Annotated in this window: 20 protein-coding genes; 4 read left to right on the top strand and 16 right to left on the bottom strand. The window is 64.1% G+C overall.

What is annotated here, in order from left to right; translation table 11 throughout:
- Positions 1-94: 94 nt before the first annotated feature.
- The gene (locus IEV82_RS16505) at positions 95-289 is read left to right on the top strand and encodes a hypothetical protein (protein WP_188483132.1); all 195 of its coding nucleotides are present in this window, start codon (positions 95-97) and stop codon (positions 287-289) included.
- A 51-nt stretch (positions 290-340) separates the two neighbouring features.
- Here the strand turns inward: IEV82_RS16505 and IEV82_RS16500 are convergent, their stop codons facing one another.
- From IEV82_RS16500 to IEV82_RS16470, 7 genes are all read right to left on the bottom strand, one after another.
- A complete protein-coding gene (locus IEV82_RS16500; protein WP_188483131.1) occupies positions 341-3382 on the bottom strand; it encodes an efflux RND transporter permease subunit in 3042 nt (1013 codons plus the stop codon).
- Between the two features lie 10 nt (positions 3383-3392).
- A complete protein-coding gene (locus IEV82_RS16495) occupies positions 3393-4424 on the bottom strand; it encodes an efflux RND transporter periplasmic adaptor subunit (RefSeq protein ID WP_188483130.1) in 1032 nt (343 codons plus the stop codon).
- Positions 4425-4571: 147 nt separating this feature from the next.
- Positions 4572-6068, bottom strand: coding sequence for a TRAP transporter large permease (locus IEV82_RS16490; RefSeq protein ID WP_188483129.1), 1497 nt, complete (start codon positions 6066-6068; stop codon positions 4572-4574).
- On the bottom strand, positions 6065-6649 hold the full coding sequence (locus IEV82_RS16485) for a TRAP transporter small permease (RefSeq protein ID WP_188483128.1): 585 nt from the start codon (positions 6647-6649) through the stop codon (positions 6065-6067). Before IEV82_RS16485 ends, IEV82_RS16490 begins: the two co-directional genes overlap by 4 nt.
- A gap of 62 nt (positions 6650-6711) precedes the next feature.
- Complete coding sequence (locus tag IEV82_RS16480; protein ID WP_188483127.1) at positions 6712-7746, bottom strand: TRAP transporter substrate-binding protein; 1035 nt, start codon at positions 7744-7746, stop codon at positions 6712-6714.
- A 66-nt stretch (positions 7747-7812) separates the two neighbouring features.
- Entirely contained in the window at positions 7813-8544 is a 732-nt protein-coding gene (locus IEV82_RS16475) for an SDR family oxidoreductase (RefSeq protein ID WP_188483126.1), read from the bottom strand.
- An 83-nt stretch (positions 8545-8627) separates the two neighbouring features.
- Entirely contained in the window at positions 8628-10409 is a 1782-nt protein-coding gene (locus IEV82_RS16470; RefSeq protein WP_188483125.1) for an IlvD/Edd family dehydratase, read from the bottom strand.
- A gap of 90 nt (positions 10410-10499) precedes the next feature.
- Here IEV82_RS16470 and IEV82_RS16465 point away from each other — a divergent pair, with 90 nt between their 5' ends.
- On the top strand, positions 10500-10841 hold the full coding sequence (locus IEV82_RS16465) for a RidA family protein (RefSeq protein ID WP_188483124.1): 342 nt from the start codon (positions 10500-10502) through the stop codon (positions 10839-10841).
- On the opposite strand, the gene IEV82_RS16460 is transcribed toward IEV82_RS16465, so the two are convergent.
- The 3 genes from IEV82_RS16460 to IEV82_RS23685 all read right to left on the bottom strand — a co-directional run bounded on the left by IEV82_RS16460 (position 10832) and on the right by IEV82_RS23685 (position 14001).
- Positions 10832-11812, bottom strand: a complete 981-nt coding sequence (locus tag IEV82_RS16460) for a 2-dehydropantoate 2-reductase (RefSeq protein WP_188483123.1) — start codon at positions 11810-11812, stop codon at positions 10832-10834. The genes IEV82_RS16465 and IEV82_RS16460 overlap by 10 nt on opposite strands.
- 123 nt (positions 11813-11935) lie before the next feature.
- Entirely contained in the window at positions 11936-13465 is a 1530-nt protein-coding gene (locus IEV82_RS16455) for an acyl--CoA ligase (RefSeq protein WP_188483122.1), read from the bottom strand.
- Between the two features lie 35 nt (positions 13466-13500).
- Positions 13501-14001, bottom strand: a complete 501-nt coding sequence (locus tag IEV82_RS23685; protein WP_229747876.1) for a hypothetical protein — start codon at positions 13999-14001, stop codon at positions 13501-13503.
- On the opposite strand from IEV82_RS23685, the gene IEV82_RS24050 reads away from it, so the two are divergent.
- Positions 13888-14169, top strand: coding sequence for a short-chain fatty acyl-CoA regulator family protein (locus tag IEV82_RS24050; RefSeq protein ID WP_373285244.1), 282 nt, complete (start codon positions 13888-13890; stop codon positions 14167-14169). The two genes, IEV82_RS23685 and IEV82_RS24050, sit on opposite strands and share 114 nt — an antisense overlap.
- Positions 14170-14406: 237 nt before the next feature.
- Positions 14407-16575: a selenide, water dikinase SelD gene (locus IEV82_RS16440; protein ID WP_188483120.1), complete on the top strand. Its 2169-nt coding sequence runs from the start codon at positions 14407-14409 to the stop codon at positions 16573-16575.
- Here IEV82_RS16440 and mnmH read toward each other — a convergent pair.
- From mnmH to betA, 6 genes are all read right to left on the bottom strand, one after another.
- Positions 16557-17612, bottom strand: coding sequence for a tRNA 2-selenouridine(34) synthase MnmH (gene mnmH / locus IEV82_RS16435; RefSeq protein ID WP_188483119.1), 1056 nt, complete (start codon positions 17610-17612; stop codon positions 16557-16559). The two genes, IEV82_RS16440 and mnmH, sit on opposite strands and share 19 nt — an antisense overlap.
- 5 nt (positions 17613-17617) lie before the next feature.
- Positions 17618-18190, bottom strand: a complete 573-nt coding sequence (locus IEV82_RS16430) for a PqiC family protein (protein WP_229747874.1) — start codon at positions 18188-18190, stop codon at positions 17618-17620.
- 15 nt (positions 18191-18205) lie between these two features.
- A complete protein-coding gene (locus IEV82_RS16425; protein WP_188483118.1) occupies positions 18206-20659 on the bottom strand; it encodes an MlaD family protein in 2454 nt (817 codons plus the stop codon).
- On the bottom strand, positions 20656-21288 hold the full coding sequence (locus IEV82_RS16420; RefSeq protein ID WP_188483117.1) for a paraquat-inducible protein A: 633 nt from the start codon (positions 21286-21288) through the stop codon (positions 20656-20658). Before IEV82_RS16420 ends, IEV82_RS16425 begins: the two co-directional genes overlap by 4 nt.
- The gene (locus IEV82_RS16415; RefSeq protein WP_188483116.1) at positions 21255-21878 is read right to left on the bottom strand and encodes a paraquat-inducible protein A; all 624 of its coding nucleotides are present in this window, start codon (positions 21876-21878) and stop codon (positions 21255-21257) included. The genes IEV82_RS16420 and IEV82_RS16415 overlap by 34 nt, the downstream gene beginning before the upstream one ends.
- Positions 21879-22188: 310 nt before the next feature.
- Positions 22189-23847, bottom strand: coding sequence for a choline dehydrogenase (gene betA / locus IEV82_RS16410; RefSeq protein ID WP_188483115.1), 1659 nt, complete (start codon positions 23845-23847; stop codon positions 22189-22191).
- Positions 23848-23851: the final 4 nt, after the last annotated feature.

Below are 23851 nucleotides of genomic sequence, written 5' to 3'. Positions count from 1 at the left end.
GCAATTTGAAGCCATCCAACAGGACGTTTACCTTAGGTAAGTCATTTGTCGCTGTGTTATCCTGACCATGCTTTTCAACGCTTCGGAATTTCCCATGCTTTTCAAATTGAATGCTCGTTTTGCCCTTTCGGTCGCAGTCGGCTCTTTGGTCCTGTCTGGCTTTCTCACACCAGTCGCCGCGTTCCCGAACATGCCGATCCTCGAATTCCCCCCGTCAGGCCCGTCGGAAGAGGCCGATGTGACCCGCACATGTTCGGGGGTCACTCAGGTGTGCCCCGAGGAAAGCTGACAGCCGGTTTCTTCGATCTGCTGGTCCGGCATGGCCAGCGGCCCACCTCCTTTATCCCGGCACGGCGTTCTGCCGGGCCTCCCGTTTGAAGAACGCGTAGTAGAACACAGGCGCCGCGACCAGCGTGAGGATCGACGCAAAGGCGAGACCGCCCATGATCGTCACCGCCATCGACCGGAAGAAAGCGTCCCAGATCAGCGGAAGCATCCCGAGGATCGTCGTCGCCGCTGCCAGAACCACCGGGCGCAGACGTGACGTGGACGCCTCCACGATCGACTCGGTCAGCGACTGTTCGGGCTTTTCGGCCCGAACAAGGTCAATCTCCTCGACCAGGACGATCCCGTTCTTGATCAGCATGCCCGACAGCGACAGAAGCCCCAGAAGCGCCGTGAACGTGAACGGAAAGCCCGTGCCCAGCAGCGTAAGGCTCACCCCGTTGACCGACATCGGCACCAGCAGCCAGATGATCAGCGGCTGCCGCAACGCGTTGAACAGCAATACGGAAATCACCACCATGATGATCAGGCTCATCGGCAATTGCCGCCCGAGGCTGGCCTGTGCTTCGGACGAGCTTTCCAGTTCCCCGCCCCATTCCATCTTGTAGCCGCGGGGCAGATCCATCGCCTCGATGGTCTCGGTCACCTCGGCCTGAACCTGTGCAGCGGTCAGCCCCTTGACCACATCCGCGCCCACGGTGATCGTCAGCAGCCTGTCGCGCCGCATCAGCAGCGTGTTCTGGGCCTCGAAGGTCAGGCCGTCCGTGACCTGTTCCAGCGGCACAAAGGCCTGTGCGTTCTGCGAATAGACCACGTGATCGGTCAGCGCCATGTCCGCCTCCGGATCGGCGCGCAGCACGATGGGAATCTGCCGGTCGCCTTCGCGGTACACCCCGGCGTCGATGCCCGTGGTCGCAAAGCGCAGGATCGTCGTGATCTCATCGCGGGTGATCCCCGCCTCCTGCGCGCGGTCGGTGGCATAGACGGGCTTGAGCACGAGTTCCTGTTCCCGCCAGTCGATGCGCGGAGCCACGATATTGTCGGACGCGTCGATCAGCCGTTGCATCGCCTCATCCGCCAGATTCCGCAGCACCTCGGGGTCCGACCCCGAGAACCGCACCTGAATCGGATCACCGCCACCGGGGCCAAAGGCCAGACGCTTGGCGCGGAACTCGCCCTGCGGCAGGGTCTGCGCGGCGAACGCCTCCAACTCGGCGATCAGCGGCGCGATCTCGTCGATGGTGTTTGTCCGAACGATGATGTGCCCATAGCTCGGGTTCGGATCCTCGGCCTGATAGGTCAGCATGAACCGGTCCGCACCGCGCCCGACAAAGGCGGTGGCGGACACCACGTCCTCCTGCCCGGCCAACCAGTCTTCGAACACCACCAGATCGCGCGAGGTTTCCTCGATCGAAGCGCCCTGCTCCAGCTTGTAATGCACAAAGAACAGCGGCGTGTTGCTGTCGGGAAAGAACTGCTGCTTGATCTGCCCGAACAGCATCAGACAGACCACGGTGATCGCCGCCAGACCGACAATCACCAGCCACCACACCCGCAACGCACCGCGCAGGATGCTGCCATACATCCGGAACAGGACCCCGCCATAGGCGTCGTCTTCGCCCCCGGTGCCGCGCTTGAAAAAGTAATGCCCCAGAAGCGGCGTTGCCGTCAGCGCCAGCACCCACGACAACAGCAGCGAGATCCCGATCACCGCAAAGAGCGAAAACAGGAATTCCCCCGTCGCATCCGGGCTGAGCCCGATCCCGGCAAAGGCCATGATGCCGATCACCGTGGCCCCCAACAGCGGGATCTGTGTCTTGCTTGCCGCCTCGTCCGCCGCCGCGCGTGAATCCTTGCCGCGTCGCATGGCGATCTGCATACCCTCGGCCACGACAATGGCGTTGTCCACCAGCATTCCCATGGCGATGATCAACGCGCCCAGGGAAATCCGCTCCATCTCAATGGAAAAGATCGCCATGAAGAACAGCGTGCCCACGACCGTCAGCAGCAGCGTCACCCCCACCACGACAGCCGCACGCCAGCCCATGAACAGCGCCAGCACGATCACCACGATACTGACCGACATGGCAAGGTTGATCAGGAACGCGTTCGACGCTTCCTCGACCACCACGTGCTGCTGGTAGATCGGCTGCAACTCGACCCCCACGGGGATCTGCGACGACAGCTCCGCCAGCTTGGCATCGGCGCGTTTGCCCACATCGACGATGTTTTCCGACCCGATCCCCGCGATGCCGAGCGTGAACGCCTCAACCCCGTTGTGGCGGATGATCAGGTCCGGCGTGTCCTCGCGGGCGCGCCGCACCTCGGCGAAATCGAACAGGTTGAGGATCTCTCCGCCAACCCCCACGGTCAGACCAGCGATCTCCTGCACCGTGTCATAGCCGTCGGGCCCCTGAATGAGCGTGCGCCCGTCCACGTCCTGCAAGGACCCGCCATCCACAACCGAATTGGCGTTCGCCAGCGCGCTCTGGATCGCGGCGGGCGGGATGTTGAGGTTTGTGCTCAGAACAAGGCTCGGCTCGACATAGATCACCTCGTCGGGCACGCCAGACAGCGCCACATCCGCCACGCCCTCCACCGTCAGCAATTCGCGCCGCAGGAAGGTGGACAGCTCGTAGATCTCGGCATCCGAAAATCCCGGCGCGGTCACGGCATAGTAAATACCGTAGACATCGCCGAACCCGTCATTGACAAAGGGACGCCCGACCCCGCCGGGCAGCCGCGCCGCCGTCACACGGTTGCGCAGCTTGGTCCAGATCTCGGGCAGTTCCTCGCCATCATACTGGTCCTTCATGTCGACGGTGATCCGCGACAGGCCGGGCTGGTTGACCGACCGGACCTCCTTGACCTCGGACATCTTCTGGATCTCGGATTCCAGCGGTTCGGACACTTCGCGCGCCACCTGCTGTGCGCTGGCACCGGGATATTCGGTGACCACCACGGCGGTCTTGATGGTAAAGGCCGGGTCTTCCAACCGGCCAAGGCTGAAGAACCCCCAGATGCCGCCCAGCAGGGCCGCCAGCATGATCAGCCATGTGAGGATCGGGCGGTCGATGGACGCTTTTGCGATGTTCATGATGCGCGGCTCAGTTCGAGAAGCCGGTGAACCGCCTGACGCGATCCCCGTCATCAAGCTGGCTGGTGCCGCTGGCGACGATCTCTTCGCCACGCTCCAACCCGTCGGTCACCCGCACGTCGCCACGACTGGTCGGCTCCACCGTCACCGAACGGTGCGCCACCGTGCCCTCGTCCGCGCCGGTAGGGGTAAAGACCATGACGTTCGGACTGCCATCATTGGACGTGCTGACCGCAGAGGCCGGAATCACGATGACCTCGGCCCCGCCGTTCAGCGTCGCGTAGACCGTCACCGACGACCCCGGCAGGATCGTCTGACCCTCGGGCGGAGCCATGCCCAGCGTGATCTGGTAGGTCTGGCCGACCTGTGATGTCTCGGCGTTGAATTCGCGCGGCGTCACCTGATAGCGTGTCTCGTCGGTGGGGAACTGCGCCAAAAGCGCGATATCCGGATCGGTTCCGGCACGCTGGAACAAGACCTCGGGCACCTCGATCTCGATCCGCAATTCGGACATGTCGTGCAACCGCGCCACCGATGTGCCCGCCGAAATGGTCGAGAAATTGGCCACGTTCCGCGACGCGACCAGAGCGTCGAAGGGCGCCAACAGCGTGGCATTCTTCAACTCGCGCGTCGCATTGCGCACCGCGATCTCCGCCAGTTGCAACGCCGTTTCGGCATCGTCCACCGACACCTGGCTCACCGTACTGCCCTGCAATCGCTGCAAGCGTTCCAGAGTGCGTTCCGCCTGATCCTTGCGCACCCGCGCCTGGTCCAGCGCCAATTGGAACGGCTCGAGGTCAAGCTGCGCCACCACCGTGCCTTCGGCGATCCGTTCGCCCTCGATCAACGGCAACTCGACAATCTGGCCGCCCACCTGGAACGCAAGACCCACGGTCTCCTTGGCCACCACATGGCCGAAAAACTGCCGCGTCACGTCGCCATCCGCCGATTGCACCGCAATGATCTTGGCCAGCGGCACGTCCTGCGCAACCACCATCACCGGGGCAAACATCACCAAAAAGACTGCAACAAGACGGCGCATCACGACACTCCACAACTGGCTCCGGGCGGACAGGGGAATCGCCTTCAAAAGACAATCCCCCGCCTGATGCGTGCAATCTAAACTGATCGGTTCAGTTTTCCAGACCAAATCTTGTGCATTTGCACAGACCCCGCTGTGCGGTGCCCGTCAATACAGCCAGAACAACGTGATCGCCGGGAAAAGCACCAGCAAAACAACGCGCACCAGATCGGAGGCCACGAACCAGATCACCGCCTTGTACGTCTCCATCATCGGGGTGTTGCGATCCATCGAGTTGATGATGAACAGGTTCATCCCCACGGGCGGCGTGATCAGCCCCACCTCGACCACGATCAGCACGAGGATGCCGAACCAGATCGCCACCCATTCCGCCTCGATCCGGTTCGCCATGCCCTGCGTCACGCGAATGTCCAGCGCGCGCATCTGGTCGCGGGTCAACTCGATCCCGCTGGCAATCGCGGCCTCGATCGACGCCAGCATGTCTTGCGTCATGCCCTCGGGAATACCCGCCGCCAGCACGGCGCGCGCCGCATCCGCCTGCATCACTGCCAGATCGACAAAGCCGAAATCCATGACCGAGATCACCGGGAAAAAGATCGGGATGGTCAACAGGATCATCGACAGGCTGTCCATCAGGCAGCCGAACACAAGGTAGAAGAGCAGGATCAGCGACAGCACCATGAACGGGCTGAGGCCCATCTCGACCACCCAGTTCGACAATTCCTGCGGCACCTGCGTCAGCGCCAGAAACCCGTTGTAGAACGCCGCCCCCAGCACGATGAAAAAGATCATCGCCGTGCTCACGGCGGTCTGGATGATGCTCTGCTTGAACATGGACCAAGTCAGGTTGCCCGACACCAACGCGATCAACCCGGTGCCCGCTGCACCCACAGCCGCGCCCTCAGTGGGTGTGAACCAACCAAGATAGATGCCGCCCACGACCAGCCCGAAGACCAGAAGCACCGGCCACACGTCGATCAGCGCGCGCACCCGTTCGGCATGGGGCACAGGGTCACGATGCCCCGCCGATTCGGGATAGCGCCGCACGTACAGCGAAATCGTGATCATGTAGCCAATGGCGGCCAAAACGCCCGGAATGAACGCCGCCAGAAACAGCTTGGCGATGTTCTGCTCCGTCAGGATCGCGTAGATCACAAGGATCACCGATGGCGGAATAAGAATGCCCAGCGTGCCGCCCGCCGCCAGGGTCGCTGTCGAAAACCCACCGGAATAGCCCGCGCGCCGCAACTCGGGAAGCGCCACCCGGCTCATCGTCGCTGCGGTGGCCAAGGACGACCCGCAGATCGCCCCGAACCCCGCACAGGCACCCACCGACGCCATGGCAACCCCACCCCGGCGATGGCCCAGACAGGATTCCGCCGCCCGGAACAGCGCCTGCGACATGCCCGACAGGGTCGCGAACTGGCCCATCAGCAGGAAGATCGGAATGATCGACAGGGAATAGCTGGAAAACGTTGAATAGGTCTCGGATTTCAACCGCGCGAGGATCACGTCCGGGCTGCCCAGCGCCAGCCACAGCCCGCCGATCCCACAGAGCATCATCGCAAGCCCGATGGGCGCGCGCAGAAAGATCAGCACCAACAGGACCGGAAAGGACCAGATGCCCAGCTCGAGCATGCTCATGCCGCATCAGCCCCCGGCACCGGAAGGATCGACCGCCCGGTCGCGGCCTGGCCCAGCCGCCCGACCGAGCAGTACAGCGCCGTCACCGACGCCACGAGCGCGGCCACAAAACTGGCCGCATAGGCCCACCAGATCGGGAATTGCAGCAGGAACGATGTCTCGCCATTGGCGAACTTGTCCGTGAGCCCCGCGAACAACCGCCACGTGATCAGCCAGATCACCAGCGTCAGCACCACGTCCCAGAACGCCACCAGCCAGGCATTGGCCCGATCCGACAGGCGCGACGTGAACACATCCACCGTCGCATGACCCGCATAAAGCTGACAGATCGGCAGGAAGGCAAAGATCGCAAAGGCGATGCCTGCCTCCACCAGTTCGAAATCGCCCGTCACCGGCCCCACGCCCGACGCGATCAGCCCGTCGGCCAGGTTTTGCGACAGCCCGGTCAGCCACGCGCTATGGCCGATGGAATTGAGCCCCCGGCCCAGAACCGACACGCAGGTCAGCAGCACAAGCCCGGTCAGGACCAGACCGCCAAGAATGGCCATCGCCCGCGCAAGGCGCTCAATCGCCGTGGTCATGCCGCTCTGCCCCCTGCTCTGGTCGCGCCGCCCGGATCATGACCCGGACGACGCGCCACGCTTTACTGCGTGTTGTGCTTTTCCAAAAGCGCATTCGCGCGCGACAGCAGCGCCGCGCCATCAATGCCGCTGGCATCCATCTCGGCGATCCATTCGGCGGTGGTCGCTTCGGCCGCGACGCGCCACGGTGCGGCATCCGCCTCGGAAATCGTGATCACGTTGTTGCCCATGTCCAGCGCCAGATCGCGCGATGGCCCGTCATCCGCCTGCATCTGGGTGCCCGCCAACCGGCTGAACGCCGCGCCCGACTGCGAATCGATGACCGCCTTGAGGTCATCCGGCAGGCTGTCGTATTTCGCCTTGTTCATCGCGAAGATGAAGGTCGTGGTGTAGATCGCGTTGCCGTCGAACTCGGTGTGGTTCTCGACCAGCTCGGCCACCTTGAGCGCGCCCGTCACCTCCCAGGGGATCACCGCACCGTCCACGACCCCTTTCGACAGCGACTCCGGAATAGCCGGAACCGGCATCCCCACCGTGGTCGCGCCCAGATTGGTGAACAGCTTGTTGGTCACCCGCGTCGGCGCGCGCAGCTTGACCCCGTTCAGGTCCTCCGGCGCAGTGATCGGATCGGCGGAATGGATCACGCCGGGGCCATGCACCCAGACGCCCAGAACCTTGAAATCGGCAAAGTCCTGATCCATCATCTGTTCTTCGACCAGTTCCCAATAGGCGGCCGACATGTCGCCCGCATCGGTCATCAGGAACGGCAGTTCGAACACCTCCGCGCGCGGGAAGCGCCCCGGCGTATAACCCGCCACGGTCCAGATGATATCGGCCACGCCATCAATCGCCTGGTCAATGAGCTGCGGCGGCGTGCCGCCCAGCTGCATCGACGGGAAATGCTGGATCTCGATCCGGCCTCCCGAGGCCTCCATCACCCGCTCCGCCCAGGGGACCAGCACGTTCTTGGGCACATTGGCCTGCGCGGGCAGGAACTGGTGCATCCGCAGCGTGACCTCCTGCGCAAAAGCGCCCGTGGCCAGCGTTGCCGCCAGCGCCGTGGTTCCGGCGAGCTTGAGAAAGGCGCGCTTGATCATGGTAAAATCCTCCCTGATTTTATCCCGCCATAAACGCACAAAGCGCCTGCCGAATCCAAGGAGTTTCTAGCCGCGCCCGATATAGGGCATCGCGCTTGCCATCACCGTCAGGAACTGCACATTCGCATCAAGCGGCAGGCTGGCCATGTGCAGCACCGATGACGCGACATGCGCCACATCCATGACCGGCTCCACCTCTTTGCCCGCCTCTTCGGCCTGCTTGCGCAACCCGTGCACGATCTCGGTTTCCGCATTGCCGATGTCGATCTGACCGCAGGCGATGTTGAACGGCCGCCCGTCCAGAGAGATCGTCCGCGTCAGCCCGGTGACGCCATGTTTCGACGCCGTGTAAGGTGCCGACCCCCAGCGCGGGACATGCGCCGACACCGAGCCATTGTTGATGATGCGCCCGCCCTGCGGGTCCTGTGCCCGCATCCGGGCAAAAGCCGCCTGCGCACAGAGAAAACTGCCCGTCAGGTTCACGTCGATGCAGCGTTTCCAATCCTCCAGCGGGATCTCGTCGATGGTCGCGCCGAACACACCCGCGCCGGCGTTGTTGAACAGCGCATCCAGCCGCCCCCAGCGCTCCATCACCACGCCGAAGGCCGCCGCCACCTGCGCCTCGTCAGTCACATCGCACGGGAGGGGCAGCGCGTTTGCCGACGCCGCCGCAATCTCCTCGAGCGGCGCCGCCCGGCGGCCGATCAGCCCGACGCGCCAGCCCGCGTCCAGAAACGCCTCCGCGCAGGCCTTGCCGATCCCGCTGCCCGCCCCGGTGATGATGATGCTCTGTGTCATGTCGCTGTCCCGTGCTTCTCTGGTTTCCAAATACCGCGGGGGAGTCCGCCGCAGGCGGGCGGGGGCAGAGCCCCCTGGCCCTCTCAATGATTGTCGCGCGGCAAATCCTTGGCGATCCGCCGATACGCCGTCGCCAGTTCCAGACAGCCCCCATCGGCCAATTGTCCGACATGCTGGCGGTACATCTCCTGCCAGGGCGTCTGGTTGACGATCTCGGGCGGCTCCCACGCCGCCTTGCGCGCCTCCCATTCGGCCTCCTCCACCAGCGCGTTCAGGGTCGAGGCATTCAGATCCAGTCGCACCCGGTCACCCGTCCGCAGATAGGCCAGACCGCCGCCAACCACAGCCTCGGGCGACGCGTTCAGGATCGACGGGCTCTCCGACGTGCCCGATTGCCGTCCATCGCCGACGGTGGGCAAATGGTTGATCCCCGCTTTCACCAGCGCATCGGGCGGCTGCATGTTCACCACTTCGGCGGAACCGGGATATCCGACACAGCCCACGTTGCGGATGAACAGCATGCACCCCTCGTCGATCCCCAACTCGGGATCGTTGATCCGGTCGTGATAATCTTCCGGACCTTCAAAGACGATCGCCCGCGCCTCGAACACGCCCTCGGCGCCGGGCGTCGACAGGAACCGCGCCCGGAAATCCGGCGAAATCACCGAGGTTTTCATCAGCGCCGAGTCAAAGAGGTTCCCCGACAACACCTTGAACCCCGCCTTCTCGCGCAGCGGTTCGTCATGGGTGGTGATCACAAACCGGTCAAGGCTCTCCCACGACGCCAGAACATCGCCAAGCGTCTGCCCCGACGCGGTCATCACCCCCTCGTGCAACTTGCGCGCTTTCAGCAATTCGCCCATCACCGCGGGCACCCCACCCGCACGAAAGAAACTCTCGCCCAGGAATTCGCCCGCAGGCTGCATGTTCACCATCAAGGGCACATCGAACCCGATTTTCTCCCAATCGGTCACGTCCAGCTCGACCCCCGCATGCCGCGCGATCGCCTGCAGATGCGGCGGCGCGTTGGTCGATCCGCCAATGGCCGAGTTGACCACAATCGCGTTCTCGAACGCCTCGCGGGTCAGGATGTCCGACGGCTTCAGATCATCGAGCACCATCTGCACGCAGCGCTTGCCGGTCTCATAGGCCATCGCCATGCGTTCGCGGAACGGCGCCGGGATCGCGGCATTGCCCGGCAAGGACATGCCCAGCGCCTCGGCCATGGCGTTCATCGTGCTCGCCGTGCCCATCGTGTTGCAATGCCCCAAGGACGGCGAGGACGCACAGGCGAGCTCCATGAACTCGGCGTACCCGATCTCGCCGCGCGCCATCAGCCGCCGCCCTTCCCAGATCACCGTGCCGGACCCCGCACGCTTGCCCTTGTACCACCCGTCCAGCATCGGCCCGCCATTCAGCGCAATCGCCGGAATATCCACCGTCGCCGCCCCCATGAGCTGCGCCGGCGTGGTCTTGTCACAGCCCGTGGTCAGGACCACCCCGTCGATGGGATAGCCGTGCAGCACCTCGACAAGGCTCAGATAGGCCAGATTTCGGTCCAGCGCCGCCGTCGGCCGCTTGCCGGTCTCCTGGATCGGATGCACCGGAAACTCCATCGGAATGCCCCCGCCATCGCGGATGCCCGCCTTGATCCGGTCCATCAGGAACACGTGGATCTTGTTGCAGGGCGCCAGATCCGACCCGGTATTGGCAATCCCGATGATCGGCTTTTCCGCCTGCAACTCCCCTTGGGTGAAGCTCTGGTTCTGATAGCGCTCAAGATAAAGCGCGGTCATGCCGGGATTGTTCGGGTTGTCGAACCATTCCTGTGACCGGAACCGCTTGTTCGCGCGCGTGTCGGACATCTGATCTCTCCCCTCATCTGTCCCAAGCGTTCTGGACAATCCGCGCGGCAACAGCAAGTGTCAGCGCAAACATTGAACAGGAGAGACCCCATGATCGAACGCCAGGAAACCGCCCAGCGGATGAGCAAGATCGTCAAACACAACGGCACCGTCTATCTCTGCGGTCAGGTCGGCAGCGGCGACACCGTGACCGAACAGACGCAGGATTGCCTCGCCCGTGTCGATGCGCTGCTAAACCAGGCCGGGTCGTCGCGCGACCAGATCCTGCAAGCGATCATCTGGGTCGCAGACATGGCCGATTTCGCCGAGATGAACGCGGTCTGGGATGCCTGGGTGCCCGCAGGCCATGCCCCCGCCCGCGCCTGCGGGGAGGCCAAGCTGGCCCGCCCCGAGCTCAAGGTCGAAGTGATCGTGACCGCCGCCTACGCATAAAGCCCGGCGGTCCGCGCCCGAAGCTGCACCAGCGCCAGCACCGTGTCGATCGTCGGTGTTGGCACATTCACCACGCGGCCCAGCTCCTGCACCGATCCGACCAGCGCGTCGATCTCCATCGGACGGCCCTGATCCAGATCCTGCAACATCGACGTCCGGTGCGCGCCCACGGCCGCACCGCCGTCGATCCGCCGCTCCACGTCGATGGGGAACTTCACGCCCAGCGCCTCGGCAATCTCCTGCGCCTCGAGCATCATGCCGCGTGCCACCGCCCGCGTGCCGGGATCGGTACAAAGCACATCCAGCGTCGCATGGGTCAGCGCCGAGATCGGGTTGAACGACAGGTTCCCCCACAGCTTCACCCAGATCTCGTCCCGCAAGCGCGGCCGAACCGGTGCCTTGAGCCCCGCCGAGGACAAGGCCTGCGACAGCGCCGTGGCGCGCTCCGATTTCGACCCGTCTGGCTCGCCCAAAGAGAAGCGGTTGCCCTCGATATGCTTGACCACACCGGGCGCGATCACCTCCGCCGCCGGATAGACGACGCAGCCCAGCACCCGGTCCGGCCCGAACCCGTCCCATTGCGCATTGCCCGGGTCCACGCTCTCAAGCCGCGTGCCTTCATGCGCGCCACCGATCTTGTGGAAATACCACCACGGCACGCCGTTCACGCCCGACACGATCGTCGTGTTCGGCCCGATCAGCGGCGCCATCTTGTCCACGATGGGCGGCACCGAATGCGCCTTGAGCGTGACGATGATGTAATCCTGCACACCCAGATCCGCTGGATTGTCAGACGCGGTCACCGAAACCACGGTCTCTTCGCCGCCCTCTTCGATCAGCTTCAAACCGTTGGATTTCATCGCCGCCAGATGCGGCCCGCGCGCGACAAGGCTCACATCCGCCCCCGCCTGCGCCAGTTTCACACCCATATAGCCGCCGATGGCGCCCGCTCCGAATACACAGATTTTCATGATGTCTCCCCGATGCGCCCGACCCGGTCAGCGCGCATCCCCTGCTTCTTCTTGTTCCAAATACTCGAAATCGACGGTGCCACCCAAGGCACCGTCGATCATGGGCACCCGCCCGGCGTGCATTTACGCAGGCTCCACCAGCCCCAGCTTTTCAGCCAGACCGATCCGCTGCATCTTGCCGGTCGCCCCTTTGGGGATCTCGTCAAGGATGATCACCTTGCGCGGCACCTTGAAATCGGCCATCCGCGCGGCAGCGAAATCGCGGATCTCGCGCTCGGTCACTTCCGACCCTTCGATCAGGACCACCGCAGCCGCCACTTCCTCGCCCAGCTTGGGATGGGGCACCGCAAAGGTCACCACCTGCGCAATCGCCGGGTGATCCAGAAGCACGCCATCCACCTCGAGCGGCGAGACCTTCTCGCCGCCGCGATTGATGATCTCCTTCAATCGTCCCGTCAGATGCAGGAACCCGTCCTCGTCGAACGCGCCCTGATCGCCGGTCCGGAACCAGCGCTGGCCATCCGCCTCGAAGAAGTTCTTGGCATTGGCCTCCGGGTTGCTCTCGTAGCCCGGTGTCACGTTGGGACCGGAGATGACAACTTCGCCGGTGCCGTCGATCAGGTGGTTCTCGGTCTCATGCGCGATCTTCACGTCCGGTCCTGCCGCGATGCCCACCGCACCCGGCTTCTGCCGGTCGAACGGGTTGCAGCACATCTGGTGCGCGGCTTCGGTCATGCCGTAGGCCTCGATCACCGGGACGTTGAAGGTCTCGCGCAGCGCTTCCATCACCTGCGCGGGCAGCGATGCCGACGAGGATCGCAGGAACCGCAGGGGCACCTCTGTGATCACATCCGCATTGCGCCCGGCCCGGCTCAGGATCGCCTGGTGCATGGTCGGCACGGCGGTGTACCAGGTCGGCTGCGCATCGCGCATCCAGCCAAAGAACCGCAGCGCGTCAAAGCCCGGCGCGCACCAGATCGACGCGCCCACCGACAGCGATGCGGAGACCGCCGCAATCAGGCCATGGATGTGGAACAGCGGCATCACGTTCAGGCAGCGGTCATCCGACGACAGCTTGAGCGACGCGGCGATATTATGCGCCGACGCGGCCACGTTCGATTGCAAGAGCGGCACGATCTTGGGCCGCGACGTGGTCCCCGACGTGTGCAGAATCAGCGCCACGTCGTCGTCCGTCGGATCGCTGGCGGGCAACGCCTCTCCCGTCGCCCCATCAGCGATCAGGGTGAACGATCCCGCAGGCGCGCCCTCGGCCACAACGGTGCGCAGCACCAGAAGCCCAAGCGTGTTGGCAGCCGCCAGCGCGGGGCCGTCATAGCCTTCCGCCAGCACCACCGCCTTGGCCCCCAGATCGTCGAGATAGAACGCGTATTCATCCTCGCGGTAGGCCGGGTTCAGCGGGGCGGTGGTTGCCGCCTGCGCGATCGTGACAAACGCCGCCGCCATTTCCGGACCGTTCGGCAGCACGATGGCCACCCGGTCCGCTGCCCCGATGCCGAAGCCGCGCAAGCTCGCGCTCACCTCGGTCGACAGATCCCGCAGCCCACCATAGCTGAGCCAGTCCCGTCCCGGTGCGCCCAATGCCTGTGCATCCGACGCGTGTCCCTCCAGCAGTGACTTGACGTTTGTAGCCATTGCCCTGTCCCCTTCTTCAGTCAGTGTTGTTCAGTTCATTCCGCCGGAGCGACGCTCCGGGGACCACCCTTGTGCAGATACTTAACCAAAGGGAGGACAAAGAAAAGCGCTGCAATGGCAATAAATGTCTCCGAGAGCGGTCTTTCGACATAGGCAAAGACGTTTCCCTGCTCCGAACTTTGCGTCTGCCCAAGGCTCCGGATCAACACGCCACCCGCCAACAGCAGCATGACCCGCGACAGCCAGACCGCGAACGCACCGCCTCCCGGCCCACCCGTCATGCCGTTCCACCCGATCTGACAGAAGTGCGCGGCGCGCTCGATCATGCACCCACGCTGGTCGAGCGATTCCTGCACCGGCACCAGACGCACCGCGCGATGGTCGACCAGTTCCGCCGCATTGCCGCGCAGACCATGAGTGGCATCCCGTTCTTCTTCCTGCGGGTAGACCGCGCCGGCAACATATCCAAACGCTTCGACGCCACCACCATCACGCTGGCCGAAGAGGGCGGCGCCTGCGCCGTCTGGGACATCCAAGGCGCGTTTCAGGTACCCAGCCCGCTGCTGCCGCAATTCGTCAAAATGCCCGATGACGGGCGCTTCTACACCGTCTCTCGCACCTCCGACCGTCCGTCTTGGGCGCGCGCCTGCAGGACCGCTGCCGTGTCGTCGCCATCGGCTCCGACATCGACCAGGCGCACCTGATCGGCTATGCCCAGCGCTTCAACATGGACGACACCAGCCTGATCGCCCAGATCGGCACAGGGTGCCATGTCTGGCCCGCACCGCCTGCCCGCAACGCGCGCACCAACTCCTGCACGCGACCCTGCCTGTCGACGCCAACCGGCGCGGACAGACACGTTACGAAAGTTGATCACGCGCCGCATGGGCGCGCCCGCCCGACCATGCTAAGCCCGGTCCGACCACCAAAGGACCACCCCAATGCGCCAGATGCCGCTACCCCTGACCCGCGACCTCGTTCTGATCGGCGGCGGCCACACCCACGCGCTGGTGCTGCGCAAATGGGCGATGAACCCGCTGCCCGGCGCGCGCCTGACGCTCATCAACCCCGGCCCGACCGCGCCCTATTCCGGCATGCTGCCCGGCTTTGTCGCCGGACACTACAGCCGCGATCAGCTGGACATCGACCTTGTCCGCCTCGCGCATTCCGCGAATGCCCGCCTCATCATCGGGTCCGCCACCGGCATCGATCCGGACAGCAGCACGATCCAGATCGACACGCACCCGCCCGTGGGTTTCGACATTTGCTCGGTCGATGTCGGCATCACCTCCGACATGCCCGCGCTTCCCGGCTTCACAGACCACGCAGTGCCCGCCAAACCGCTTGGCCCCTTTGCCGCGAAATGGGACGCGTTCCGCAATGGAGGCGGCCCGGCCAGCGTCGCGATCATCGGCGGCGGTGTCGCCGGGGTCGAACTGGCCATGGCGATGTCGCACGCCCTGCAAAAACGCAACCGCCCCGCCACGATCCATCTGATCGACAACGCCACCGCCCTGTCGGCCCTGCCCACCAAAAGCGCACATGCCCTGCGCAAAGCGATGACGGCGCAGAACGTCACCTTGCACGAACAGACCGCGATCACACACCTGAGCGCCAACACGATCCACCTGCAAGACGGCACAACCATAAAGGCCGATTTCATCACCGGGGCTGCAGGCGCGCGGCCCTACCCGTGGCTTGCCGACACGGGCCTCAAAACGCAAGACGGCTTTCTCACGGTCAATGACCATCTTCAAACCAGCGATCCGCGCCTCTTTGCCGTAGGCGATTGCGCGCACATGACCCACGCCCCCCGGCCCAAGGCGGGCGTCTATGCCGTGCGTCAGGCGCCTGTGCTAACCCATAACCTCGTCTCCTCTCTCTCCGGTGGCCCGCTCAAAGCCTACATCCCACAAAAAGATTACCTGAAGCTTATCTCGCTCGGAAAAAAATCCGCCCTCGGGGATCGCTTTGGCCTGACCTTCACCGGCCCCTGGGTCTGGGACTGGAAAGACCGGATCGATCGCAAATTCATGTGGCAATTCAACGATTTGCCCAAGATGCCTGCACCCGCACTGCCCTATCCGCGGGCCAAGGGCGTCACTCAGGCGATGGGCCCCAAGCCGCTTTGCGGTGGCTGCGGCGCGAAACTGGGCCGCGATGCGCTCTCGAACGCGCTCGCCACGCTGAAACCGGCACAACGCACCGACATCACGCCCCTGCCCGGCGACGATGCGGCACTGCTGCACACGGGCGGCGCGCGGCAGGTCTTCACCACCGATCACCTGCGCAGCTTCTGGTCCGATCCCGCGGTCATGGCCCGCATCGCCACCCATCATGCGTTGGGCGACATCTGGGCGATGGGCGCCGATCCGCAGGCCGCGACCCTGTCGATCACCCTGCCCCGCCTGTCGGACCCGCTTGCCCAACGCACCCTGACCGAGATCCTGACCGCCGTCCAAACCATCCTGCAGGATGCTGGTGCGGATATCGTCGGCGGCCACAGCACCCTGGGCGATGAACTGACCATCGGGCTGGCCGTCACCGGCCTTTGCGACCGCGATCCCATCACACTGAACGGTGCCAAACCGGGCAACGCGCTGATCCTCACCAAACCCATCGGCACCGGCGTGATCATGGCAGCGCTCATGTCGGGCAAGGCGCGCGGGGCAGATGTGGCAGGCGCGCTGGACGCGATGCAGCACGGCCAGAAAACCGCAGCCGGACTCCTGCGCGATGCTGCGCAGGCGATGACGGACCTGACCGGCTTCGGCATTGCCGGGCACACGCAGAACATCTGCACCGCCTCGGGTCTCTCGGCCAGCCTGATCCTTGATGCGATCCCGCTGCTGCCCGGCGCGCTGGACCTGTCGGAAAGCGGCCAACATTCTTCGCTTTATGCAAACAATCGGGCCGGATTTTCGCACATCCCCGATACTCCGCAGACGCGTCTGCTCTTCGATCCGCAAACCGGCGGCGGTCTTCTCGCGGCGGTTCCCGCGGACGCGGCGGAACACCTGGTCAAGACCCTCCGCCAGAACGGACATCCGCACTCCGCCATCATCGGCCATCTGCACGCAGGCCCGGTCGGTCAGGTCTCCATCACCTGAAGCGCCGCCTCGATCTGAGCGGCCACCCGCTCCAGATGCGCGGGCGACAGACCATCCGTCTCGACCCGGGCCATCACCTTGGGCGACATCGCCTTCATCGACTTGGCATAGGCTGGATCGTAGTGATCCTCCATCAAGGACCGCGTCAACGCCCGCTTGTCGCCCGCCGCACTCAGGCCAGTCCACCGGGCAACCAACGCCTCACCGCGATGCGCCTTCAACGGAGCCAGCTTGGCCTCAAGCGACGCCGTGTCCGACAGGATGTCACCATAGGCCCGCACAAGATACTCGGTGCGCGCCTCCAACGGGGCACTCACCTCGATCCACGGTGCGACCTTCATCCCTTCCCAAACCGAGGGCGGCACAAGGACCTGCCCGATCTTGCTGCTTTCAGCCTCCACCAGAACCGGCCGCGCGGGATCAAGACGGCACAAAACCCCGGCCACGGCCGTTTCAAACGCCTTTTGCGAGGGCTGCTCCCCCATCGCGCCCAGAAGCGAGCCGCGATGGTTCGCCAACCCCTCGAGGTCGATCACCTGCACACCCCGCGCCGCCAGAAGCGGCAGCACTTCCGTCTTGGCCGTGCCGGTATAGCCGCCCAGTTGCACGAACCGATGGGGCAACGGACGGTCATGCAGCATGTCAACGACCAACCGCCGATAGGTCTTGTACCCGCCCGAGATGACATCAGACCGCCAGCCGATCTCCTTGAGCAGCCAGGCAAACGACCCCGACCTTTGCCCGCCGCGCCAGCAATAGACCAGGGGCCGCCACCCGCCCTCATGATGGGACAAGGAGGTTTCGATATGGTTAGCGGCATTGCGAAACACGAGCGCCGCACCCAGCTTGCGCGCATCGAACGGGCTCACCTGCTTGTAGATCGTGCCCACCCGCGCGCGTTCCTCGTTGTCGAGAACCGGCAGGTTGATCGCTCCCGGCACGTGGTCCTCGGCATATTCCGCCGGGCTGCGCACGTCGATCACGGTATCGAACCCGTGATCCAGAAGGTCGGGCAGCGTGTTCGGACTGATGGGCATAGGGGCTAGCGCAACAGCCCGATCAACGCGTCGGACAGTTCCACCAAGGCGCGGCCCTGCGCCTCTGTCACACCCGCGGCGCTCATTTCGGTGATCGGCACGGAAATGGCGAACCGCTCGACCCGTTCGCGCGGGCGCCCGTCAACCGCGCTGACCGCCACCTGCCCGGTGATGTCGAACACACCCGACGCCTCGGCAAGCATCTTGTCGACGCGCACATCCAGCCGTGCGGTCGGCCCATCCCGCAAGGGCCAGGGCTCTGCCGACACGGTCGCGCTGCTGCGCGCGTCCAGCAATTGCGCCAGCGTGCCGGTGACCGCGCGCTCGGGATCATCCGCCCATTCTGCGTTGCCCAAGGGGCGCAACCCGCCATCCGCCTCGCGCAGGAAAATCGACGTTCCGGACGCATGGGTGGGCAGGGACACGTCGCGCAGTTCGACGGTCTGCACCGACACCCGCGTTTGCGCATCCGCCACTGCGGGCGCGTCGATCAGGTAGCGCGCGCTGTCCGTGCCGCTGCAGGCCGCAAGCGGCAACGCCATTACAAAAGCCGCGCCGCGCCAGTTCAATCCCGTCATCGTCCTTGTCCTTCCTCAGCGCCCGAAGATCAGCGAATTCGGGCTGCGCTCGATCGCGCGCGCCAGTTCCGAGATCGCCTTGGCCGCATTCTGTACATCGCGCAGCGCCGACAGCGTCTGCGTATTGAAATCCGACCGCGCGCCATACGACGTGATCACGGTCTCCGTCTCTGCCACGAGCCGCTCCAGCCGGGCAGTCAGCTGCGGCAGGTCCTCCACCGACTCCGCCACGGATCCGGCGGCATCCGACGCCGATTGCAGAGTCGCGTTCAGGTTCTCGACCACGCCACCCTCGCGCAGTTCGACCAGCGCCAGCCGCATCTCGGTCAGTGCGTCGTTCAGCGTGCCCGGCAGTTCCAGCGTCTCTTCCGACCCCACCAAGGCATCGACCCGGTTGAGCGTGCTGGTCGCACTGTCGACCAGCGCCTGCAACTCCAGGTCCTTCGCCGTGCGCGCCACTGACTCGATCTCGGCCAGCAGCTCCGGAATGTCGGTCTCGGTGATCTGACGCAGGTTCGCGGTCAGCGCGGGCGCATCCTGCGAGGCCACGCTGATATCCGCCATCGCCCGGTCGAGGTTGCGCAGCGACGATCCCAGCGCCTCGACCGCACCCTCCTCGCGCACCTCCGCCACGATCGACCGCACGTCCTCGATCGCCGCGGTCACCGCCGCAGGAATGCCCTGCACCGCCTCCTGCGCGATCAGCGCATCGACGCTGTTGAGCGTTGCCGTGGCGCTCGCCACCAGCTCGTCCAGCTTCAGATCCTGCGCGGTCTGCGCCACCCCCTGCAATTCCGCGAGCACCGCCGGGATGTCTTCCTCGGTCAATCTTGCAAGGTTCCGCGTCAGGGCCGGCGCCGTTTTCGACGCCTCGTTGATTCCCACCATCGCCTCGTCAAGGCTGGCAAGCGCGCTGTTGAGCGAGGCCACCGCACCGCCTTCACGCACCTCGGCCACCAGCGCCGTCAGGTCGTTCACGGCCGTCTCGATCTGCGCCGGAATCGCCTGGATCGCCTCGTTGCCCACCAGCGCGCGGGTGTCCTCCAGCAGCGCCACCGTCGATCCGGGCACGCGCTGCAAATCCTCGTTGCGCGCCAATTGCTCGACCGCGTTCATCAGGTTGATCGCCTGCTGCATCACCTCTTCGATGGGCAGCGCGTTGATCCGTTCCAGCACGCCTTCCGCGGTCGCGGTGAAATCCGACAGGTTCGATTCAACACTCGGCAGACGCGGCGGCTCACCCTCGACCTCGCGCAGCGTTGTCGGAACCGCATCGTCCAGCACCACCAGTTCGACCCGCAGATCGCTGCTCAAAAGGCTTTCCGTGGCCAATCGCGCACGCATCCCGCTCTCGACCGCAAACCGGAAGAATTCGACCGTTTCCTCGGCGCCCGCATCCGTCGGAAGCCCCATGCGCTGCGGGTCGATCGACACGCCGACCAGCAGCAAAAGCTCAGGCCCCGACTGTGTCTCCAAGATTCGTGACCGGATGTCGGTGACCACGCCGACCTCCAGCCCCTGGTAGGTCACGTCATCGCCGGCCTCGAGCCCCTCCACGGATTCAGAGAACTGGATCGTGAACGGCACGCCCTGCGACGGGCCCCGCACGAGGGTGTTGCGACGTGCGACGCTCTCCTCGTCGTAAAGCGTGAAGACATAGCCGGGCGGCAAGGGCTCCCCGTTTTCGTAGACATTGTCGAACGACACGCCCCCGGTGACCAATGACGCAAGCGAGTCGAAATCCACCGAAAATCCCGATGCCCCGAACGAAAGCTCGAATCCCGATGTGTCCCAGAACCGCGTCGCCATGGTCAGCCGCGAGTCATGCGGCGCGTCGATGAACGCATCCACCAGAACGGTCCGGCCATCCGCCGACAGGCGCGGCGTCTCCAGCCGACCCACCTCGACCCCCCGGAACAACACCGGCGATCCATAGGAAATCGTCGTGCCATCATCGGTGGCCAGCGTGATCCGCTGCCCCGGGCGCCCCGGCTGGTTCAGCGGCGGCGTGTCCGACCCGACGAAACTCTGCGCAGGATCGCCCGGCACATTGTCCCATGCGCCTTCGATATAAACGCCCGAAAGCACGGTCGACAGCCCGCTGATCCCGCGCGCCGACACCTCGGGCCGCACCACCCAGAACATCGCCTCGGCGTCGATATAGGGCGCGACATCATTGTCCACACGCACCGCCACGACGACCCGGTTCAAATCCTCGGTAAAGCGTACGTCTTCCACCGTGCCCACGACAACTTCACGGTAGCGCACCGTCGTTTCCCCGGCGACAACACCCGACGCATTCTCGAACGACACCTCGATCAACGCGCCGCGATCCGCAAAGCTTTGCCACGCGATCCCGAGAGACACCGCCAGCGCCAGAAACGGCACAACCCAGACGAAGGACAGGTTGCGCCAGATCGACGTCTTGCGCGGGGTGACTTTCATGTCGCCAGGGGTCGGATCACTCAAACCGGGTTTCCTTCAGGCGCGTCCCAGATCAGCCTGGGGTCAAAGCTATTTGCCGAAATCATGGTGAATGCAACCGAAAGCGCAAAGCTCACGGCGGCGATCCCGGGATTGATCGACGCCACGAAATTCAGCTGCACAAGCGCAGACAGGATCGCCACGACGAACACGTCGATCATCGACCAACGTCCAATGAATTCCACAAATTCATACAGGTGGAAATGGGTCGACGTTCCCGGTTTTCCACGTTGAACCCGCAGGGCAAGATACGCAATCGCGATAAACTTGCTCACCGGGATGATGACAGAGGCCACGAAAACGATCAGAGCGACACCGATCGACCCGTGGTCGACGAGGTCGATCACGCCGCCGACGATCGTGCTTTCCTGTGTCGCCCCGAATGTCGTGGTGCGCAGCATCGGATAGACGTTGGCCGGGATGTAGATGACCATCCCGGCGATCAGCCACGCCCAGACCCGTTGCAGGCTGGCAGAGTCGCGGCTGGCCAGACCGCTGCCGCAGACCGAACAGGTCGGCGTTCCCTTCGGGTGGACGTGACCGCATTCGGCACATCCCACCAGACCGGCCTTGCGGGCGGTCAGGACGGGCTGCGCGCGTTCAGCGTTTGCCATACCGTCACCCGACACATGAAATTATCCTTGAGGACGGTGATGATCACCAATCCCACGAACGCCCAGAATGCCGGGCCCAGCGTCACCTGTGCCAGCCCCGCCACCTTGACCAGGGCCACCGCTACGCCGATGATGAAAATCTCGGCCATCGCCCAGGGCCGGACGGATTCCGCGAGCTTGAACACCGTTTTTGCCCGAGGCGCAGGCGTCCATCCCAGGGCCATCGGCGCGAACACGTAGATCAGCGCGACAAAGCGAAACACCGGCAGCACCACGATCAGTGCCGCCACCGCGACCGAAAGCGGCAACATCAACCCGTCCGAGAACGCGAGCACTGCGTCAAAGACCGAGCTTTTGCGCCCCAGCCCCTGCACGCTCAGTTCCAGGAACGGAAAGAACACTGCCGCCACCATCAGGATCAGCGCCGTGACCGACAGCATCACGATCCGTGTCATCGCCCCGTCCTTGGGTGCCATCAGCACCGTGCCGCAGCGCACACAGCGCGCCTGCGCCCCGATATCCACGTCTGGCACGCGGTGGAGCGCATCGCATTTCGGACACGCGATCAAGTCGGACAGTGAGTCGGTCATCCCGCCGTAATACGCCATCCTCGAGCAAGGTTACAGGAGGTAGCCGCGATACCCCCGCTGCCGCCAGGGAAGCTTCTGAACACCAATCTCCCGATCCTGACCCGAAGCACCGTTCCCCAAACCCGTTGGGCCATAAGGTTGAGGGCACGATGCCTTGCGTAGATGAATAGCCGGAATGGATTAAGAAATCGTTTCGGGTTTCGTTCTACTTTATCGAATGACCTTTATTTTTTATGCTATTTAAAAGAAGGATTGGTGCGCCCGAACTCCCAATGCGCCCTGTACGAATGCCCCGTACGATCCGTACGGCTCAACGCTGCGACGTGGTCCAGTCGGGGTGAATCCACGGCTCCCGATTGTCCGACGCCAACGGCGCCTTGCCCAGAATGTGGTCCGACGCCTTTTCCCCTACCAGAATCGACGGCGCATTCAGGTTGCCATTGGTGATGCGCGGAAAGATCGAACTGTCCGCAACCCTCAGATTTTGCACACCAATTACCCGTGTTTCCGGGTCCACAACCGCCATCGGATCCTCCCTCGATCCCATCTTGCAGGTGCCGCAGGGGTGATACGCGCTCTCGGCGTGCTCGCGGATGAAATTGTCAAGCATTTCATCACTTTGCGCGGTCTCTCCCGGTTGGATTTCATGTTTGAAATAGGGTTTGAACGCGTCCTGCTCAAAGATCTCGCGCACCAGCCGGATGCCTTGCCGAAAGTCGGCCCAGTCTTTCAAGTGGCTCATATAATTGAAGAAAATCCTCGGCTCGTCCTTCGGATCACCCGACCGCAAGGTGATCTGCCCGCGTGACGGCGACCGCATCGGCCCGACATGCGCCTGAAACCCGTGCCCTTCAGCCGCAATCTTCCCATCATACCGCACGGCAATGGGCAGGAAATGGATCTGCAAATCAGGATACTCGACACCCGCCTTTGACCGAATAAATCCAGCACTTTCAAACTGGTTAGACGCTCCAGGCCCGGTTTTCGTGAACAGCCACCGTGCGCCGACATAGGCCTTGCCCAGCAGGTTCCAGTACTTGAACAGGCTCACCTTCTGGCTCGCCGCCGCCTGCACATAGACCTCGAGGTGATCCTGAAGATTTTGCCCCACGCCGGGCCGATCCGCGACCACGTCGATGCCGTTGTCCTGCAGGTGTCTTGCCGGCCCAATCCCGGAAAGCATGAGCAATTTCGGTGAGTTGATGGCCGATGCCGCAAGGATCACTTCAACATCCGCCCGGATCACCTTGATGTCGCCGCCTTGTTCGATCTCAACCCCTTTGGCGCATCCGTCCTCGATCACGACTCTTCGCGCGAACCCCCTGACAAGATTGCAGTTTTCACGCTTGAGTGCCGGGCGCAGATAGGCCTTGGCTGCAGACCAGCGCTCTCCCTGCCAGACTGTCATGTCGAACGGCCCGACCCCTTCCTGCCGGTGTCCGTTGTAGTCGCCGGTCACCCCGTAACCCGCCTGCGCCCCCGCCTCGACAAAGGCGCGGGTCAGCGGGTTCGCACGCGCTCCGCGCGTCACATGCACCGGACCGTCGCCGCCCCGCCACTCCGGATCGCCACCGTGCCCGCCGGAATGCCAGCTCTCAAGCCGCTGAAAATACGGCAAAACATCTGGGTACCCCCAACCGCTGGCGCCCTGATCACGCCAATGGTCATAGTCCCGCGCGTGGCCACGGACGTAGATCATGCCGTTGATAGACGACGACCCACCGATCACCTTGCCGCGCGGACAGGCCAGCCGACGCCCCCCCAGATGTGGTTCCGGTTCGGTGCGAAACCCCCAGTCATAGCGCTTCATGTTCATCGGATAGCTGAGCGCACCGGGCATCTGGATGAACGGCCCCGCATCGGAGCCGCCATGTTCGATGACGATCACCGACCGCCCGGCCTCAGACAAACGATAGGCCATCGCGCAGCCCGCAGAGCCTGCGCCCACTATGACATAATCAGCTTTCATAACA

Origin of the sequence: Marivita lacus (genome assembly GCF_014637725.1) — a bacterium.
Lineage (GTDB): Bacteria > Pseudomonadota > Alphaproteobacteria > Rhodobacterales > Rhodobacteraceae > Marivita > Marivita lacus.
The sequence above is the reverse complement of the archived record's forward strand: the minus strand, read 5'-3'. Positions and strand labels throughout refer to the sequence as shown.